At 33.6% G+C, this 17,849-nt stretch carries 13 protein-coding genes; 12 read left to right on the top strand and 1 reads right to left on the bottom strand.

What is annotated here, in order from left to right; translation table 11 throughout:
• Positions 1-335: 335 nt before the first annotated feature.
• From tig to yihA, 5 genes are all read left to right on the top strand, one after another.
• On the top strand, positions 336-1,616 hold the full coding sequence (gene tig / locus COE53_RS05695) for a trigger factor (protein WP_069035203.1): 1,281 nt from the start codon (positions 336-338) through the stop codon (positions 1,614-1,616).
• 353 nt (positions 1,617-1,969) lie between these two features.
• The gene (gene clpX / locus COE53_RS05690; protein WP_069035202.1) at positions 1,970-3,241 is read left to right on the top strand and encodes an ATP-dependent protease ATP-binding subunit ClpX; all 1,272 of its coding nucleotides are present in this window, start codon (positions 1,970-1,972) and stop codon (positions 3,239-3,241) included.
• Positions 3,242-3,427: 186 nt separating this feature from the next.
• Positions 3,428-5,125 carry an ATP-dependent protease LonB gene (gene lonB, locus COE53_RS05685; RefSeq protein WP_069035201.1) on the top strand — a complete coding sequence of 566 codons (1,698 nt, stop codon included), beginning with the start codon at positions 3,428-3,430 and terminating at the stop codon, positions 5,123-5,125.
• A gap of 321 nt (positions 5,126-5,446) precedes the next feature.
• Positions 5,447-7,771, top strand: a complete 2,325-nt coding sequence (gene lon, locus COE53_RS05680; protein WP_098947548.1) for an endopeptidase La — start codon at positions 5,447-5,449, stop codon at positions 7,769-7,771.
• Positions 7,768-8,352 carry a ribosome biogenesis GTP-binding protein YihA/YsxC gene (yihA, locus tag COE53_RS05675; RefSeq protein ID WP_069035199.1) on the top strand — a complete coding sequence of 195 codons (585 nt, stop codon included), beginning with the start codon at positions 7,768-7,770 and terminating at the stop codon, positions 8,350-8,352. The genes lon and yihA overlap by 4 nt, the downstream gene beginning before the upstream one ends.
• 297 nt (positions 8,353-8,649) lie before the next feature.
• Here the strand turns inward: yihA and COE53_RS05670 are convergent, their stop codons facing one another.
• Complete coding sequence (locus COE53_RS05670) at positions 8,650-9,132, bottom strand: LiaF transmembrane domain-containing protein (protein WP_069035198.1); 483 nt, start codon at positions 9,130-9,132, stop codon at positions 8,650-8,652.
• A gap of 218 nt (positions 9,133-9,350) precedes the next feature.
• Here COE53_RS05670 and hemA point away from each other — a divergent pair, with 218 nt between their 5' ends.
• From hemA to COE53_RS05635, 7 genes are all read left to right on the top strand, one after another.
• On the top strand, positions 9,351-10,703 hold the full coding sequence (gene hemA / locus COE53_RS05665) for a glutamyl-tRNA reductase (RefSeq protein ID WP_069035197.1): 1,353 nt from the start codon (positions 9,351-9,353) through the stop codon (positions 10,701-10,703).
• 10 nt (positions 10,704-10,713) lie between these two features.
• Positions 10,714-11,547, top strand: a complete 834-nt coding sequence (gene ccsA, locus COE53_RS05660; protein ID WP_069035196.1) for a cytochrome c biogenesis protein CcsA — start codon at positions 10,714-10,716, stop codon at positions 11,545-11,547.
• Positions 11,548-11,559: 12 nt separating this feature from the next.
• Positions 11,560-12,492 carry a hydroxymethylbilane synthase gene (gene hemC / locus COE53_RS05655; RefSeq protein ID WP_091022757.1) on the top strand — a complete coding sequence of 311 codons (933 nt, stop codon included), beginning with the start codon at positions 11,560-11,562 and terminating at the stop codon, positions 12,490-12,492.
• Positions 12,485-13,249 carry a uroporphyrinogen-III synthase gene (locus COE53_RS05650; RefSeq protein WP_069035194.1) on the top strand — a complete coding sequence of 255 codons (765 nt, stop codon included), beginning with the start codon at positions 12,485-12,487 and terminating at the stop codon, positions 13,247-13,249. The genes hemC and COE53_RS05650 overlap by 8 nt, the downstream gene beginning before the upstream one ends.
• A 31-nt stretch (positions 13,250-13,280) precedes the next feature.
• Complete coding sequence (gene hemB / locus COE53_RS05645; RefSeq protein WP_069035193.1) at positions 13,281-14,267, top strand: porphobilinogen synthase; 987 nt, start codon at positions 13,281-13,283, stop codon at positions 14,265-14,267.
• A 6-nt stretch (positions 14,268-14,273) separates the two neighbouring features.
• On the top strand, positions 14,274-15,560 hold the full coding sequence (gene hemL, locus COE53_RS05640; protein ID WP_069035192.1) for a glutamate-1-semialdehyde 2,1-aminomutase: 1,287 nt from the start codon (positions 14,274-14,276) through the stop codon (positions 15,558-15,560).
• Positions 15,561-15,948: 388 nt separating this feature from the next.
• Positions 15,949-17,829 carry a LysM peptidoglycan-binding domain-containing protein gene (locus COE53_RS05635; RefSeq protein WP_091022751.1) on the top strand — a complete coding sequence of 627 codons (1,881 nt, stop codon included), beginning with the start codon at positions 15,949-15,951 and terminating at the stop codon, positions 17,827-17,829.
• Positions 17,830-17,849: the final 20 nt, after the last annotated feature.

Raw genomic sequence — 17,849 nt, 5'->3', positions numbered from 1 at the left:
GAAGTGGCGATAAAATCGAGTTGTAATTGGAGTGAATGCGACGAGGGGCTTAGGTCTCGGCTTACGGAAAGCAAGCAATAGTGAAAGGAAGTCATCGTTCTTATTTTTATTGGTACTAAACTGATTTAAAATTCGAAATTAAAAATCTCTAATATTTTCTCCTTATAAAAATAGGAAATATTGAAACAAAAAAGGAATGTGTTATAATAGAATGGTTGTAACGACTATTTACTTAATTATACATGCATTTTCTTTATTAAAAATGGACAGGCATGTATAGTACGAAAATACGTAAACACATATATTTTTTTAGATAATTTTGGAGGGAACTAACAATGACTGCTAAATGGGAAAAATTAGAAGCTAACGTTGGTCTATTAACTGTAGAAGTTGAAGCTTCTGAAGTAGATAAAGGTTTAGATGCAGCTTTCAAAAAAGTTGTTAAAACTATCAATGTACCGGGATTCCGTAAAGGTAAATTACCTCGCCCAATTTTCGAACAAAAATTTGGTATTGAAGCACTTTACAATGATGCTTTAGACGTAATTTTACCAGAAGCTTACAGCAAAGCTGTTGTAGAGGTTGGTATTGAGCCAGTTGACCGTCCAGAAGTTGACGTTGAGCAAATGGAAAAAGGTAAAACTTTAATCTTCAAAGCAAAAGTTACTGTAAAGCCAGAAGTAAAATTAGGCGAATACAAAGGCTTAGAAGTTGAAGAAATGGATGCAACTGTAACTGACGAAGACGTACAAGCTGAATTAACTACATTACAAGAGCGTCAAGCTGAGTTAGTAGTTAAAGAAGATGGTACTGTTGAAAACGGTAATACAGCTGTAATTGATTTCGAAGGTTTCGTTGATGGCGTAGCTTTCGAAGGTGGAAAAGGTGAAAACTATCCACTAGAAATCGGTTCAGGTTCTTTCATTCCTGGATTTGAAGAAGCTTTAATCGGTACTAAATCTGGTGTAGAAACTGATGTTAATGTAACATTCCCAGAAGAATACCACAGTGCTGAATTAGCTGGAAAAGCTGCTACTTTCAAAGTAACTGTTCATGAAATTAAAGCTAAAGAACTTCCTGAGTTAAACGACGAGTTTGCGAAAGACGTAAATGACGAAGTAGAAACTTTAGAAGATCTTAAAGCTAAAATCAAAAATGACTTAGTTGAATCTAAAAAATCTCAAGCTGAAGGTAGCTTACGTGATGCTTTAGTTCAAAAAGCAGCTGAAAATGCTGAAATTGAAATCCCAGACGTAATGTTCGAAAGCCAAGTTGACCGTATGGTTAAAGACTTTGAACAACGTATTGCACAACAAGGATTAAACTTAGAGCTTTACTACCAATTTACTGGTACTAAAGAAGAAGATCTTCGTGCTCAAATGCGTCAAGATGCTGAAGCTCGTGTAAGAATCGACTTAACAATCGATGCGATCATCGAAGCTGAAAAAATCGATGCAACTGAAGAAGAAATGAACGAAGAATTAACTCGTTTATCTGCAATGTACAACATTCCTTCTGAGCAATTAGTAACTATGCTTGGTGGAACTGACGCTGTACGTGATGATATTCAAATCCGTAAAGCTGTTGAATTATTAGTAGATAGCAGAAAAAAATAAGCGTTAAATAAACATATATTCACTTAAACAAGGCGCGAGATTTTTCGTGCCTTGTTTTTAAATAATGAAATATTTGGTAAAGTGAACTGATTCCTTTAAAATACACATATACATATGTTAGAATCTGTTATACAGATTTTAAAAAATTATTGTGGCTATACTAAAAATAATTCTTCAAAAGAAGGATTATTAGCTTAAGATTAGAATATATATATTCTAAAAATTTAAACAATTTTAGAGTAGTAATTAATTGCTTTGTTTATTTTGTATGCTATTATATAGCTACAAGATACATATTTTTGGGATTACATACATATTGAGTGTTTTTAGAAATTTTTAGAGGGAGTGAACATATGTTCAAATTTAACGAAGAAAAAGGACAGCTAAAATGTTCGTTCTGTGGAAAGTCACAGTCTCAGGTTAGAAAATTAGTTGCAGGACCTGGTGTATATATTTGTGACGAGTGTATTGAGCTTTGTACTGAAATAGTTCAAGAAGAGCTAGCAAAAGAAGAGGAAGTAGAGTTTAAAGACGTTCCGAAACCGAAAGAAATTTGCGAAATTCTTGATGAATACGTTATTGGTCAGGACAATGCGAAAAAAGCGTTATCTGTTGCTGTATATAACCACTACAAACGTATTAATTCAAATAGCAAAATTGATGAGGTTGAGTTATCAAAAAGTAATATTGCAATGATTGGGCCAACTGGTAGTGGTAAAACATTATTAGCTCAAACTTTAGCACGAATTTTAAATGTACCATTTGCGATTGCAGATGCAACTTCATTAACTGAAGCTGGATATGTTGGGGAAGATGTTGAAAACATTCTTTTAAAATTAATCCAAGCAGCAGATTATGATGTAGAACGCGCTGAAAAAGGTATTATTTATATCGATGAAATTGATAAAGTTGCACGTAAGTCTGAAAACCCTTCAATTACACGTGATGTGTCAGGTGAAGGTGTTCAGCAAGCACTTTTAAAAATTCTTGAAGGAACTGTGGCAAGCGTACCTCCTCAAGGTGGTCGTAAGCATCCACATCAAGAATTCATTCAAATTGATACAACAAATATTTTATTTATTTGTGGTGGAGCATTTGATGGCATCGAACAAATTATCAAACGCCGTTTAGGTAAAAAGGTAATTGGTTTCAGTGGTGATTCTGAAAAGAGCGATTTAAACTCAAAAGAAATCTTAAACCATGTATTACCAGAAGACTTATTACGCTTTGGTTTAATTCCAGAGTTCATTGGTCGTTTACCTGTTTTAGCTAATTTAGAGCAACTTGATGAAGCATCATTAGTTGAAATTTTAACTAAACCAAAAAATGCTTTAATTAAGCAATATCAAAAATTACTAGAGCTTGACCAAGTTGAACTTGAGTTTGAGGATAACGCTTTAACTGAAATTGCTAAAAAAGCAATTGAGCGTAAAACTGGAGCTCGTGGACTACGTTCGATCATTGAAGGGCTTATGTTAGATATTATGTTTGAATTACCTTCACGTGAGGATATTCAAAAATGTATTATCTCAGCAGAAACCGTTAAAACTGGTGCAGCTCCTAAGCTTGTACTTGAAGATGGAACAGAATTAGAGTTAAAGAAAAAAGCAAATAAATTAGCTTAAGTACGGAACCAAATGCATTTGCATTTGGTTTTTTATTTTGACTTTTTTTAAGTGGTTTTTTATCTTTCTTTAAATACATAGGAACTTTACTCGGTAAACCTTGCCTTTAATTTTTAAAATTTGGTTTATCCTTCCATATAGAGGGCGATACTAAAATTAATTTCTACTTCAGTGGAGGGGTAAAGAATGAGTTTAACAACAATTATATTATTAGCTCAATTAGCATTAGGAACAATCGTTGCTTTGTATTTTATTCATTTATTAAAGGGTCAACGAACAACAAAAGTTTCGATTGACAGGGAATCTAAAAAAGAAATGGAGCAGTTACGTAAATTAAAGTCAATCTCTTTAACGGTTCCGTTAGCAGAGAGAGTTAGACCAACCACTTTTGATGATATAGTTGGCCAAGAGGATGGAATAAAAGCGTTAAAAGCTTCACTTTGCAGTGCTAATCCTCAACATGTAATTATTTATGGGCCGCCTGGTGTCGGAAAAACTGCAGCGGCTAGACTAGTATTAGAAGAAGCAAAAAAGAGCCCGAATACACCTTTTAAACAAGATGCAGTATTTATTGAATTAGACGCTACAACTGCCAGGTTTGATGAAAGAGGAATTGCGGATCCTTTAATCGGTTCCGTTCATGATCCAATCTATCAAGGTGCAGGTGCGATGGGGCAAGCAGGTGTTCCTCAACCTAAAAAAGGAGCAGTAACCGATGCGCATGGTGGGATTTTATTTATTGATGAAATTGGCGAACTTCATCCAATTCAAATGAATAAAATGCTGAAAGTACTTGAAGATCGTAAAGTTAAATTTGAGAGTGCTTATTACCAAGAAGAAAATCCTTCTATACCAGCACATATTCATGAAATTTTTAAACACGGTTTACCAGCAGATTTCAGATTAGTTGGTGCAACAACAAGATCACCAGAAGATATCCCACCGGCAATTCGTTCTCGTTGTTTAGAGATATTTTTTAGAGAATTAGAACAGGATGAAATTCAAGCAGTAGCTAAACGATCTGCTGAAAAAATAGAATTGAGCCTATCGGATAAAGCCTTAGAATTAGTAGGTACATATGCAAAAAATGGTCGTGAAGCGATTAACTTAATTCAGTTAGCTGGCGGTATGGTTTTAACTTCTGGTCGAAAAGAATTAATAGAAGATGATATTGGGTGGGTTGTTTCTGTAAGTCGTTTATCACCAAGACTTGTTAACAAAATTCCAGAAGCTCCAACTGTAGGATTGGTGAACGGTTTAGCCGTCTATGGAGCAAATATTGGAGCGTTATTACCGATTGAAGTAAGTGCAATGAAGGCAAAAGAAAGCGGTAAAGGATCAATTACAATTACTGGAATTGTTGAGGAAGAAAGCTTAGGTAATCAAGCTAAATCCATTCGTAGAAAAAGTATGGCAAAAGGCTCTTTAGAAAATGTTACGACAATCTTACGAAAAATTGGTGTACCAATCGATGACTTTACGATTCACATTAATTTTCCAAGTGGCGCATTAATTGACGGACCATCTGCAGGGATTGCCATGGTAGTTGGTATTTTTTCAGCAGTTAATAATGTTCCAGTATTAAATACAATCGCTATGACTGGTGAAATGAGCATTCAAGGTGATGTAAAACCAGTTGGCGGTGTACCAGAAAAAGTAAAAGCAGCTGTAAAAGCAGGGGCAACTAAAATTATTGTTCCGAAAGAAAACGATCAGGCTACATTACATCAATATAAAGATGTAGAAATATTAGTAGTAGATCGCATAGAAAAAGTTCTCCATGAGGTCTTTAAAGATAATTGGAAATTTGAACTACCAGCTCAAACAAAAACTGATTTCCAACAATTAACTTTGTTTGAAGAAAATCAATCGCAATCTATGTAGATAAAAATAAGTGTTCGAATCATTTCATTTTGAATAAATAAAGAATACAAACTATTTTTGCATTCTTTTTTCAATGAAGTGAGCGAACACTTTTTATTTTGTAGAAATACATTCTATATGATTTAATCTTATTACAAGTCTTACTTCTTATTTTTAGTTAAAATCAAGATTATCGAAAAAACTTATTATATATGTTATGTTCTAGTCAGTTTTTGATTGATTGTGCTGCTTCTTTATTTCTTTTAATGCATATCATTGTAAATGATATATATGTTAAGGTAAAATAACTAAATAGAATGAAAAACATGGAGGTGTAACGTAATGAATGTTACAAAAGAAAAAGTTGTACCCCTCCTACCTTTAAGAGGAATTAGTGTATTTCCTGCCACTATTGCACATCTAGATGTAGGAAGAACGAAATCGATAAAAGCTATACAAGAAGCTGATGAGTTAGATCAGTTAATTTTTGTTGTTACTCAAATAGATGCAGATACTGAAAATCCAAAGTTAGACGAATTGTACCATTTTGGGACTTTAGCTAAATTAACACAAAAAATTACACTTCCAAACGGCACTGTTCGTATTACTGTTGAAGGATTACACAGAGGAAAAATCAAATCAATTATTGATCAAAATGATTTCTTAACTGCAAAGGTAGAAGAATATCCAGATGTAGAAGATGAATCTAAAGAGCTACGTGCTTTAATGAGAACTTTATTGCAGCATTTTAAACAATACAGTAAATTGTCAAAGCGAATTTTGCCAGAGACAATTGCTTCAATCGTTAAGCAAGACCGCCCAGGTAAACTTGCAGATGCAATGATCGATTCAATTCCATTAAGAGAAGAAGAAAAACAAAAAATATTAGCAACAATTGATGTTACTGAACGAATACATATTATCTTAAATTTTCTTCAAGATGAAAAAGAATTATTAAAGCTTGAGGAAAAGATTGGTCTACAAGTTAAGAAAAATATTGATAAAACTCAAAAAGAATATTTCTTAAGAGAGCAATTAAAGGTTATTCAACGAGAACTAGGTGATCGTGAAGGTAAGACTGAAGAAGTTGATAAGTTTTTAACAAAAATTGAAGAGGCAAATATGCCTGAAGAAACAAAGGAAGTAGTACTAAAAGAGTTAGCTAGATATGAGAAACTACCTCCTAATGCTGCAGAAGCAGGTGTAGTTCGTACATATTTAGATTGGATGGTAGCTCTACCATGGTCTAAGCAAACTGAAGACACACTGGATATACACCGTTCCGAAAAGATACTGAATAATGAACACGAAGGTCTTGAAAAAGTAAAAGAAAGAATATTAGAATATCTAGCTGTTCAACAACTTACGAATTCATTACGTGGTCCAATTCTATGTTTAGCTGGTCCTCCTGGAGTTGGTAAAACTTCTTTAGCGAAATCAATCGCAAACGCTTTGTCTAGAAACTTTGTACGCGTTTCTCTAGGTGGCGTAAGAGATGAATCAGAAATAAGAGGACATAGAAGAACATACATCGGAGCTATGCCAGGTCGAATTATCCAAGGTATGAAGAAAGCAGGAACAAATAACCCTGTATTCTTACTTGATGAAATTGATAAAATGTCTAGCGATTTTAGAGGGGATCCAGCATCAGCAATGTTAGAAGTATTGGACCCAGAACAAAATCATACATTTAGTGATCATTACATCGAAGAACCATTTGATTTATCTCAAGTTTTATTTGTAGCAACTGCAAATGATTTATCAACTATACCAGGTCCATTACGTGATCGTATGGAGATTATTACTTTATCTGGATATACTGAACTTGAAAAAGTTAATATAGCTAAAAAACATTTATTCCCTAAAAAATTAGCAGAGCATGGCTTAAATAAATCTACTGTACAAATTCGTGAAAGTGCATTAAGTGCAATTATTCGTCATTATACACGTGAAGCAGGAGTAAGATCATTAGAGCGAGTTCTAGCGACACTATGTAGAAAAGCTGCTAAGTTGATCGTTTCAAACGAAAGACAAAAAATAATATTTACCGATAAAAATATTGAAGAATTTTTAGGTAAGAAAACATTCTCTTATGGTCAAATGGAAAGTGAAGATCAAATAGGTGTAGCTACAGGTTTAGCTTATACTGCATTTGGTGGAGACACACTTTCTATTGAAGTATCACTATATCCTGGAAAGGGTAAGCTAACTTTAACTGGTAAGCTAGGGGATGTAATGAAGGAGTCAGCACAGGCTGCGTTCAGCTATATTCGCTCAAAAGCAGAAGAGCTGAATATTGACCAAAATTTCCACGAGAAGTATGATATTCATATTCATGTTCCAGAAGGTGCGGTTCCAAAAGATGGCCCTTCAGCAGGTATAACGATGGCAACAGCATTGATTTCAGCATTAACAAATAAACCAATCCGTAAAGAGGTTGGAATGACTGGTGAAATCACTTTACGTGGTCGCGTATTACCAATTGGTGGATTAAAAGAAAAAATGCTTAGTGCGCATCGTGCAGGTTTAACGACTGTTATCATACCTAAAGAAAACGAAAAAGATTTAGAAGATGTACCACCAATGGTGAAAGAAGGTTTAACTGTTATACCTGTTTCCCATTTAGATGAAGTGCTTGTGCATGCAATAGTAGGAGTGAAAAAATGAAAGTAACAACAGCGGATATTGTCATTAGTGCAGTCCGACCAAATCAATATCCAGATACACAATTTCCTGAAATCGCTTTGGCAGGTCGTTCAAATGTTGGGAAATCTTCATTTATTAATAAAATGTTAAATCGTAAAGCATTAGCCCGAACATCATCAAAACCTGGAAAAACGCAAACATTAAATTTCTTTCTAATTAATGAACAGCTTTTCTACGTTGACGTACCAGGTTATGGATATGCTAAAGTCTCCAAAAAGGAACGAGAAGCATGGGGGAAAATGATCGAAACATATATTACAACTCGTGAGCAATTAAGAGCTGTTATTTTATTAGTTGATCTACGTCATTCACCAACAGAAGATGATGTAATGATGTATGATTTCTTAAAGCATTATCAAATCCCAGTCATTATAGTAGCAACAAAAGCAGATAAAATTCCTAAAGGGAAATGGGATAAACATGCAAAAGTAGTTCGTGAAAAGTTACAGATTGAAGAAGGGGATGAATTAATTTTATTCTCATCTGAAACTGGTATGGGTAAAGAAAAAGCTTGGTCAGTAATTGATCGTATGTGTAAATAAAAAATGCTGGTGGCTAAAAGGCCACCAGCATTTTTTTTCAAGTCTTCCTCCCTCAAACAACGATGATACTTGAAAAGGAATTACCGTAGCCTTCTGTCGTCAAGGGAGTCATTGTCCACCACAAACCATCAAATAAAGTTGGAAAGGTTTGTGGTTCTAAACTATGTATAGTTATTGAATCAAAAGAAACAATTAGAATAGATAGAGTTAAAATTGAAACATAATTAAATGATACAATTTTCTATAGTGTTAGGAAGCCTCCATTTAAAACTGCTAGTTATGTATAAAAAAATATGTTTATTTTTTAGAAAATAGAAAATATAAACCGATAACAGCAATCAATATTGGCCAATAGTTCTGGAAATAAGAGACTTGTGATTGGATCGAACTAAGCATTGTTGCAAGCTTTTCATTAAAAAGGAAAAATAAAGACATAATAAATAATAGTAAACCAGGCAATAGCTCACCTTTTCCTTTTCGAGATTGTAGTAACATTCCGATTGAAATGATGAGTGTTAGAACGGACCAATGGCTTGGCCAATTTTTAAAATGTTCGATGGCATAAAAATGAATTCCAAATCCAAGCACGACAATTCCCGGGAATACATAATGAGTTTCTCTTCCTTTAAAGGCTTGAACGAGAAGTGCAATACCAGTTACCAAGATGGGAGTCGTCCAAAAGGTGAAAATATGTAAAGCTGGGACATGCCATTTTGAAATAAGATAATAAATGCCAAAGCCAATTAATAAGATTCCAATAAATAATCGATTTTTTTTCATAGCAACTCCTGTTTAACATTATTTGTAATCACTTTTATTTTAAAATTATTGTATAATAAAATTTGTGTACATTTAATAGTATAAGTCGGTTTAAAAATTCTACAAAATACTACATTTATGATAGCATATTGATGTAGAACATAGATATGATATTTTGCAAAGCAAAGATAGATATAAAACACAAGTTTGTACAAAGTTTTTTAGGGGGGCTTTAGGGCATGCACATCATTACAATAGGGATTAATTATAAAACTGCCCCAGTTGAAGTGCGAGAAAGGGTAGCGTTTGCTCCAAATGAACTACAGGACGCAATGAACTCATTAAAAAAAGAAAAAAGCATTTTGGAAAACATTATTGTTTCTACTTGTAATCGTACGGAGATTTATGCAGTTGTCGATCAAGTTCATACTGGTCAATATTATATGAAACGCTTTTTATTACAACGTTTTGACTTGAAAGACGAGGAATTATCACCATATTTAATCATTAAAACTGGGAATGATGCAATCAACCATTTATTCACTGTAGCTAGTGGTTTAGATTCAATGGTAATTGGTGAGACTCAGATTCTTGGACAAGTAAAAGATAGTTATTTACTTGCTCAAGAGAATAATGTAATTGGTACGATTTTTAATCAATTATTTAAGCAAGCAATTACATTTGCAAAAAAAGTTCACTCAGAAACTGGAATCGGTGAAAATGCTGTTTCTGTAAGTTATGCTGCTGTAGAGCTATCAAAAAAGATTTTTAGCAATTTAAAAGGCTGCAATGTACTGATTGTTGGAGCAGGGAAAATGAGTAACTTAGCTTTACAAAACTTGTATTCACAAGGCGTTGGAAAAGTTACAGTTATTAACCGAACAGTTGAAAATGCTGTTAGACTTGCAGACCAATTTAATGGAATCGGAAAAGGGTTAGAATCACTTGAAAATGCTTTGAAAGAAGCAGATATCGTTATTAGTTCAACTGGATCAAAAGAATACGTTATTACGGAAAAAATGATTCGTCGAATTGAAAAATCAAGAAAAGGTAACCCATTATTCTTAGTTGATATCGCTGTTCCAAGAGATATTGAACCATCTATTCATCATATTGATAGTGCTTTCTTGTATGATATTGATGATCTTCAAGGAATTGTTGCTGAGAATTTAGCAGAACGTGAACGTGAGGCAGTAAAAATTAAGAAGGCAATAACAGAAGAAATTGATATTTTCCAATCTTGGTTATCAATGCTAGGTGTTGTTCCAGTAATCTCTGCATTACGTGAAAAAGCGTTAGATATTCAAGCAGATACAATGAGTAGTCTAGAAAGAAAACTCCCTCATTTATCTGAAAGAGATTTAAAAATTATCCAAAAGCACACAAAAAGTATCGTAAACCAACTTTTACGAGATCCAATTATGAAAGCAAAAGAAATGGGTACATCTAAACACTCAGAAGCACAAATTGCCCTTTTTAAAGAAATATTTAGTCTAGATGAAATTTTACAAGAACCTAAAGATGAAAAACTCATGCAAACTAATCAAGAAAAAGAGACTATTTCTTTAAAACAAAACTTAGGTTTTTTATGAGGTTTAGCTAGTGGCGCTTTTGGAAAGTAGTTTTATCTATCACTTATTAATCTTATTGTTTGCATGGAGTATCGTTTTTTCTTTTATAGATTTTATAGATACAAATAGGATGGCAAGTCGGGTAGCATTTTATTTGCTAGCAATTGTTTGGGTGTTTTCTTCTGTTTTAATGATTTACACCATTAGCCAATACAGTTTATATTCCTTTATTACTTCCAGAGAAGGGCTATATATTTATGTATGGATTATTATATCGCTATCATTGTTTATTAATTGGGTAGTAAAACTAGAGTACTTAGTTTTCTTTACAAATGTTGTTTCATTTTTAGTATTTTCATTATCAATTTTAATTCCGAAGGCGGGTAAAACAGCAACATTAGTCGATCAGTTAAAATCGGAATTATTATATATCCATATTGGACTTGCTTTCTTAGCATACGGTGCATTTACCCTGTCCTTTATTTTTTCGGTTATGTACATTTTTCAATATGTTTTATTAAAAAAGAAGAAATGGTCTACTCATTTAAAGAAATTGGGGAGTTTAGGTAAGTTGGAAAAAATGTTTATTACATTTAACTTATTTGGGGTTCCACTAATGCTAACTTCCCTTATTTTAGGTGTAATTTGGGCAAGTATTCGATTACACACATTTGTTTGGTATGATATGAAAGTAATAGGCTCATTTTTCGTTTTAATCATGTATAGTACATTTATGTATTTAAAGGTAAGCAACCGTTTCTATGGCAAATCTCTTTGCATATTTAACATCTGTTGCTTCTTAGTTTTGTTCGGAAATTATGTTGTTTCAAATCTATATTCAAAGTTTCATTTATGGAGTACGTAAGGAGATGTAACAATGCGTAAAATTATAGTTGGTACAAGAAGAAGTAAACTAGCACTAACACAAACTAAATGGTTTGTAGAAAAATTAAAAGAAGTAGCACCCGATTATAAATTTGAGTTAAAGGAAATCGTTACAAAAGGTGATGTAATACTTGATGTAACGCTTTCAAAAGTTGGAGGAAAAGGTTTATTCGTTAAAGAAATTGAACATGCGATGTTAACGAGTGAAATAGATTTAGCTGTACATAGTATGAAGGATATGCCAGCTATTTTACCTGAAGGTTTAATGATTGGATGTACTCCAAAACGCGTTGATCCTAGAGATGCACTACTTTCAAATAGTGGAAAAGGATTAATGGAACTTGAAGAAGGATCAATTGTCGGTACAAGTAGTTTAAGAAGAAGTGCTCAAATTAAAGCAGTTCGTCCAGATCTACAAATCAAATGGATTCGTGGAAATATCGATACACGTATTCAAAAGCTTAAGGATAATGAATACGATGCAATTATTCTAGCAGCAGCTGGTTTAACTAGAATGGGTTGGGCTGAAGAAAGTATTACTGAATACATTGACGAAACAATCTGTGTCCCAGCAGTAGGTCAAGGTTCGCTTGCTATCGAATGTCGTGAAAATGATACTGAAATCCGTGAATTACTAAATAGACTGAATGATGAATTAACATATACAACAGTAGAAACTGAACGTGTATTTCTTCATAAAATGGAAGGTGGTTGCCAAGTTCCGATTGCTGGATTTGCAACGATCGACGACAAAGATGAAATCTCGTTAACTGCATTAGTAGCTAAACCAGATGGAACAATCATCTTAAAAGAAACTGTTAAAGGTACTGATCCAACTGAAATTGGAGAAAAAGCTGCAAATCTATTAATTGAACGTGGAGCAAAGGATATTATTGATTCTGTAAAAGAGGCAGCGGATGAATAATTCCTTAAATGGAATGAAAATATTAGTGACAAGGGCAGAGCAACAAGCTGATGAATTCAATCAATTAATTCATCAGTTTGGTGGATGTCCTATTAATCTTCCACTTCAAAAAATAGTTAAAAGTGATATTTCAATTCATGAATTGGAAAAATTAGTTCTTGATTCAGAATGGATTTTATTCACAAGTGTTAATTCAGTAAATTATTTTGTGCAAAAGATTACAAAGGATCTTAAACAAAAAATTCTTCAAAAAAAAATTGGTGCTGTTGGAGAAAAAACAAAGAATCGATTAGTTGAAGAAGGATTTGAAGTAACTTTCATTCCAAGTCAATTTACTGGTAAAACATTTGCTTCTGAGTTAAGTTACATAGTAGAAAAAGGAACAAAATTTTTATTTTTACGTGGCTCTTTAGCGAGTGATAATGTAACAAAAATATTAGGTGATAATGGTCATATCGTTAACTCATTAACTGTTTATGAGACCATTGCAAATCTAGGAATTAAAAATGAACTGTTAAATTTATTAATAAATAAAAAACTGGATGTGATTACATTTTTGAATCCATTTAGTGTAGAACAGTTTTGTTTTTTGATTGGAAATACAATTAGTATGGAAGATTTAAAAAACATTCAGATTGCTTGTATCGGTGAAGTAACCGCTCAAAAAGCTAGAGAAAAAGGTTTGAATAATATTATTGTTCCTAGTAAATTTACAACAGAGGCTTTAATTAAAAAAATAGTAGATGATATTGATTAATCAGATCGTCTTTAAAAAGAAGGAGAAAAAAATGACTTATTCTATTCCGTTTGATCGTCACCGTCGTTTAAGAAGTACACAAGCATTACGCTCTATGGTTAGAGAGACTCATTTACATAAAGAAGATTTTATTTATCCTCTTTTTGTTGTTGAAGGACAAGGCGTAAAGAACCCTATTAGTTCAATGCCGGGTGTATTTCAATTTTCGTTAGATGAATTAAAAAAAGAAATGGATGAAATTGTATCATTAGGTATAAAATCTGTCATATTCTTTGGTATTCCTGATGTAAAAGACGCAGTAGGTTCTGAAGCTTACTGTGCAACTGGAATCGTTCAACGTGCGATTTCACAAACGAAAGAACAATATCCTGAAATGGTTGTTATTGCAGATACATGTTTATGTGAGTATACAGATCATGGACATTGTGGAGTTTTAGAAGATGGGTATGTTAATAATGATGAATCGTTAATACTATTAGCAAAAACAGCAGTAAGTCAAGCACAAGCTGGTGCAGATATTATTGCTCCTTCAAATATGATGGATGGATTCGTAGCAACAATTCGCCATGCTTTAGATGAAGCTGGATTTGATAATATTCCAATTATGTCATATGCAGTAAAATATGCTTCAGCATTTTATGGACCATTCCGCGAGGCAGCTCAAAGCGCTCCAGGACAAGGTGATCGTAAGGCATATCAAATGGACCCTGCAAATCGTTTAGAAGCGTTCCGTGAAGCAGAATCAGATACAGTTGAGGGTGCGGATTTCTTAATCATTAAACCAGCTCTTTCGTATTTAGATATCATTCGTGATATCAGAAATAACTATCACCAACCAATCGTTGCCTATAATGTTAGTGGAGAATATGCAATGGTTAAAGCTGCTGCTTTGAACGGTTGGATTGAAGAAGAAAAGGTTGTAATGGAAAAATTAATTAGTATGAAACGTGCTGGTGCAGATATGATTATGACTTATCATGCTAAAGATGCTTGCAGATGGTTATCAGAAGGGAAGTAATAATAAATGAGATCATATAACAAGTCAATTGAAGCTTTTGAAGAGGCAAAACAAGTACTTCCTGGTGGAGTAAATAGTCCGGTACGTGCATTTAAAAGTGTTAATATGTCACCAATTTTTATGAGTCATGGAAAAGGTTCTAAAATATATGATATAGACGGAAATGAGTATATTGATTATGTATTATCTTGGGGACCTCTAATTTTAGGACATTCAAATGAGCGTGTAGTTGAAGGCTTAAAGCGAACTGCAGAAACCGGAACTAGCTTTGGGGCACCAACATTAAAAGAAACAGAATTAGCTAAACTTGTTATCGAAAGAGTGCCTTCGATTGAAGTTGTACGAATGGTTAACTCAGGAACAGAAGCGACAATGAGTGCTTTACGTCTTGCTCGTGGATTTACTGGTCGAAACAAAATCTTAAAATTTGAAGGTTGCTACCACGGACATGGTGATTCTTTATTAATTAAAGCAGGTTCTGGTGTAGCTACACTTGGATTACCTGATAGCCCTGGTGTACCTGAAGGTGTTGCATCAAATACAATCACTGTTCCTTATAATGATTTAGAAAGTATAAGATATGCTTTTGAACAATATGGAGATGACCTAGCAGCGGTTATTGTTGAGCCGGTTGCAGGTAATATGGGTGTTGTTCCACCAGTTGAAGGTTTCTTAGAAGGCTTAAGAGAAATTACGACTCAATATGGTACATTATTGATTTTTGATGAAGTTATGACTGGCTTCCGTGTAGGATATAATTGTGCTCAAGGTCATTTTGGTGTAACACCTGATATCACTTGCTTAGGAAAAGTGATCGGTGGAGGTTTACCAGTAGGTGCATATGGTGGTAAAGCTGAAATCATGAATCAAATTGCTCCAAGTGGCCCAATTTATCAAGCTGGAACTCTTTCAGGAAATCCTTTAGCGATGACAGCTGGTTATGAAACATTAAGTCAGCTATCTAAAGAAGATTATGTAGAATTTAACCGTAAAGCTGATATGCTAGAAGCTGGTTATAAAGCTGCAGCTGAAAAATACAATATTCCACATTGTATTAATCGTGCAGGTTCAATGGTTGGTTTCTTCTTCACAAACGAAAAAGTTGAAAATTACGAAACAGCAAAAACTTCTAATTTAGAAATGTTTGCTAAATACTATCAACTAATGGCTGAACAAGGTGTCTTCTTACCACCATCACAATTTGAAGGTCTATTCCTATCAACTTCACATACAGACGAAGATATTCAAAAAACGATTGCAGCTGCTGAATACGCATTTTCGCAATTAGTTTAATTTAAAGTGGTGTCCTATTTTTAGGGCACCATTTTTTGTTATAGCAAATGAAGATGATAAAGTTTCAGTAGAACTGATTGTACTAAAAAAATAGAGAAGTTCAATGAAAAACACCCTCAATTTTCCTATTCTCCTAATTAGTAAATAATTTCAATGACATAGTTGCTCATTTTTACTTCAGTTTTTTCTGATACGATTCGTCCAGTGCTTCTAAAATACCACTTTTGATTTTACTTTTTCTATTCCCTTATTACTGTTTTTCTTAAATTCTATGATTATTAAACCTTTCTTAATATAAAATAACAATCTTTTCTTCATAAATTTTTCGTTTCTTTCATAAAAATGTAATGTCATAGACCAAATTGGACGATGAGAGGAGGACATTAAGGTGTCTTCAGAAAATCAAACAAATATTCGCTTTTCATTGAAAGAAACTGTCTGGTTCCAAAAAGGACAGGAAGTTAAAGAGGTAAGGTCACTCTCGTTAAATCCAGACATTACTATACAGCAATTTGAAGAATATGTTCAAGTGAAGGGTGTCTTAACCTTAGAAGGTAATTACACACCTGATTTATCAAATCAAGGTGATTATTACTCATTAAGAGAATTAGCACCTTCAAGAATGATTGAAAATGTAATCCCTCTTGAAGATGGTAGTTGTGAAATGAATCATCAGTTCCCTGTAGATATTTCAATACCATTAACTAGGATTACTGATCTTGAAAATCTATGTGTTTCAGTAGAGACATTTGATTATCAAATAGCTGAAAAAGGTAGTATTCAAATTGCTGCTGATTTATGCATTTCTGGTTTACATGACCATAATAGAGCAGTAGAAACTTATCAAGAACAAAGAGGCTATGAGCAATATAATAGCTACGCATACGAAAACGAATATCGCTCAAGTAATGAAGGAAATGAAGGATATGAGTATCAGCAGTATCAGGAAGAAAGAGAACAAGAAGAACAATTCCAGTTCTTTCATCAGCCAACTTCGGAACAGGAAACAAGTGCACAAGATAATCTTTACGGCAGTGATTGGATTCAATCCCTTGAAGAGAATGATGAGCAAGAAGAACAAGACACATATCCTGGGCAACCTACTTACTTAGAGGTTTTTCAGCCTGAAGAAGTAGTTGAAGATCGAGTCGAAGCAGTTGAAAATGAAGTGGAACATTATTTTGAGTTAGAGGAAAGCAATGAACAAAGTTATGAAGAGGAACAACAAGTAGAAGAACAATCTAATTTTGAAATTATGGCTCAGTCAGAGCAGTCAGAACAGTTAGAAGAACAATCAGAGGCTCAAGAGGAAGAAGAATATGAAGAAGTATTTAGAGGCTTTAATATATCAGCTGAAGCAATAGAGCCGCAAGCAATGGAACCGCAAGCAATGGAACCGCAAGCAATGGAACCGCAAGCAATGGAACCACAAGCAGTGGAACCACAAGCAATGGAACCACAAGCAATGGAACCACAAGCAGTGGATACAACCCCGAGCTTCTTAATGAATAATAATGATGCAGAAGCTAGTCAAAGTGAAAATGATACACAGGTATCTAACAATGTAAATAATACGTATAATGAACGACCAAGTTTCTTGAATAATGATTTTAATGTACACAGTTATTTAAACAATTCATTAAATAGTAGACCTAGCTTCTTAGATAATGATTTTAGCACTTTGCAAAATGCTACTAATGAAAACAATGCACAAAAAGAAATAGAAAAATATGAAGAACTATATAATCGAACTTTAGAGCAAAACTATCAACCATATGTTAACCAACAATATCAGCAAGCGCCATTTGCATATAATCAAAATCAAGAACAATTCTATCAAAATCCATTCCCTCAAGTAAATCAAGAAAATAATTTCGAAAGTCCAAATGATGCTCGTCAAACACCACCATATTATGCGGATTATTACCAAGCACAAGTGGAGCAGCAAGAAGCACCACCACCACCTGAATTACCAATAGTTGAAATAAAAGCTGATCCAGTTGGTAAAAAGGAAGTAAAAGAAGAAGTAAGCGAAGCAAGAAGCGTTAAAAGTGACAATCTACTTTCAAGTTTGTTTACTGGCGAAGGAAGAGAAGATTCTTATACTAAATTAAAATTATATTTAGCTCAAAATGGAGATACAATTGAATCTGTAGCTAAAAAATATAATCTACAAACTCAGCAGTTGAATCGGGTTAATAACTTGAATGATGAATTTTTATCAGAAGGGCAAATCATTTATATTCCTGTAACTGCTATAAAACAATAACAATATGGTGAGAGCTTTGT

This window comes from Bacillus sp. AFS029533 (assembly GCF_002585125.1).
Taxonomy (GTDB): Bacteria; Bacillota; Bacilli; order Bacillales; family Bacillaceae_G; genus Gottfriedia; species Gottfriedia luciferensis_B.
Note: the sequence above shows the minus strand (reverse complement) of the source record. Positions and strands in the feature narration are given on the sequence as shown.

Excerpts from the sequence above, each read along its gene's own strand:
- tig (WP_069035203.1), top strand. The coding sequence starts at position 336 with ATGACTGCTAAATGGGAAAAATTAGAAGCTAACGTTGGTCTATTAACT.
- clpX (WP_069035202.1), top strand. The coding sequence starts at position 1,970 with ATGTTCAAATTTAACGAAGAAAAAGGACAGCTAAAATGTTCGTTCTGT.
- lonB (WP_069035201.1), top strand. The coding sequence starts at position 3,428 with ATGAGTTTAACAACAATTATATTATTAGCTCAATTAGCATTAGGAACA.
- lon (WP_098947548.1), top strand. The coding sequence starts at position 5,447 with ATGAATGTTACAAAAGAAAAAGTTGTACCCCTCCTACCTTTAAGAGGA.
- yihA (WP_069035199.1), top strand. The coding sequence starts at position 7,768 with ATGAAAGTAACAACAGCGGATATTGTCATTAGTGCAGTCCGACCAAAT.
- COE53_RS05670 (WP_069035198.1), bottom strand. The coding sequence starts at position 9,132 with ATGAAAAAAAATCGATTATTTATTGGAATCTTATTAATTGGCTTTGGC.
- hemA (WP_069035197.1), top strand. The coding sequence starts at position 9,351 with ATGCACATCATTACAATAGGGATTAATTATAAAACTGCCCCAGTTGAA.
- hemC (WP_091022757.1), top strand. The coding sequence starts at position 11,560 with ATGCGTAAAATTATAGTTGGTACAAGAAGAAGTAAACTAGCACTAACA.
- COE53_RS05650 (WP_069035194.1), top strand. The coding sequence starts at position 12,485 with ATGAATAATTCCTTAAATGGAATGAAAATATTAGTGACAAGGGCAGAG.
- hemB (WP_069035193.1), top strand. The coding sequence starts at position 13,281 with ATGACTTATTCTATTCCGTTTGATCGTCACCGTCGTTTAAGAAGTACA.
- hemL (WP_069035192.1), top strand. The coding sequence starts at position 14,274 with ATGAGATCATATAACAAGTCAATTGAAGCTTTTGAAGAGGCAAAACAA.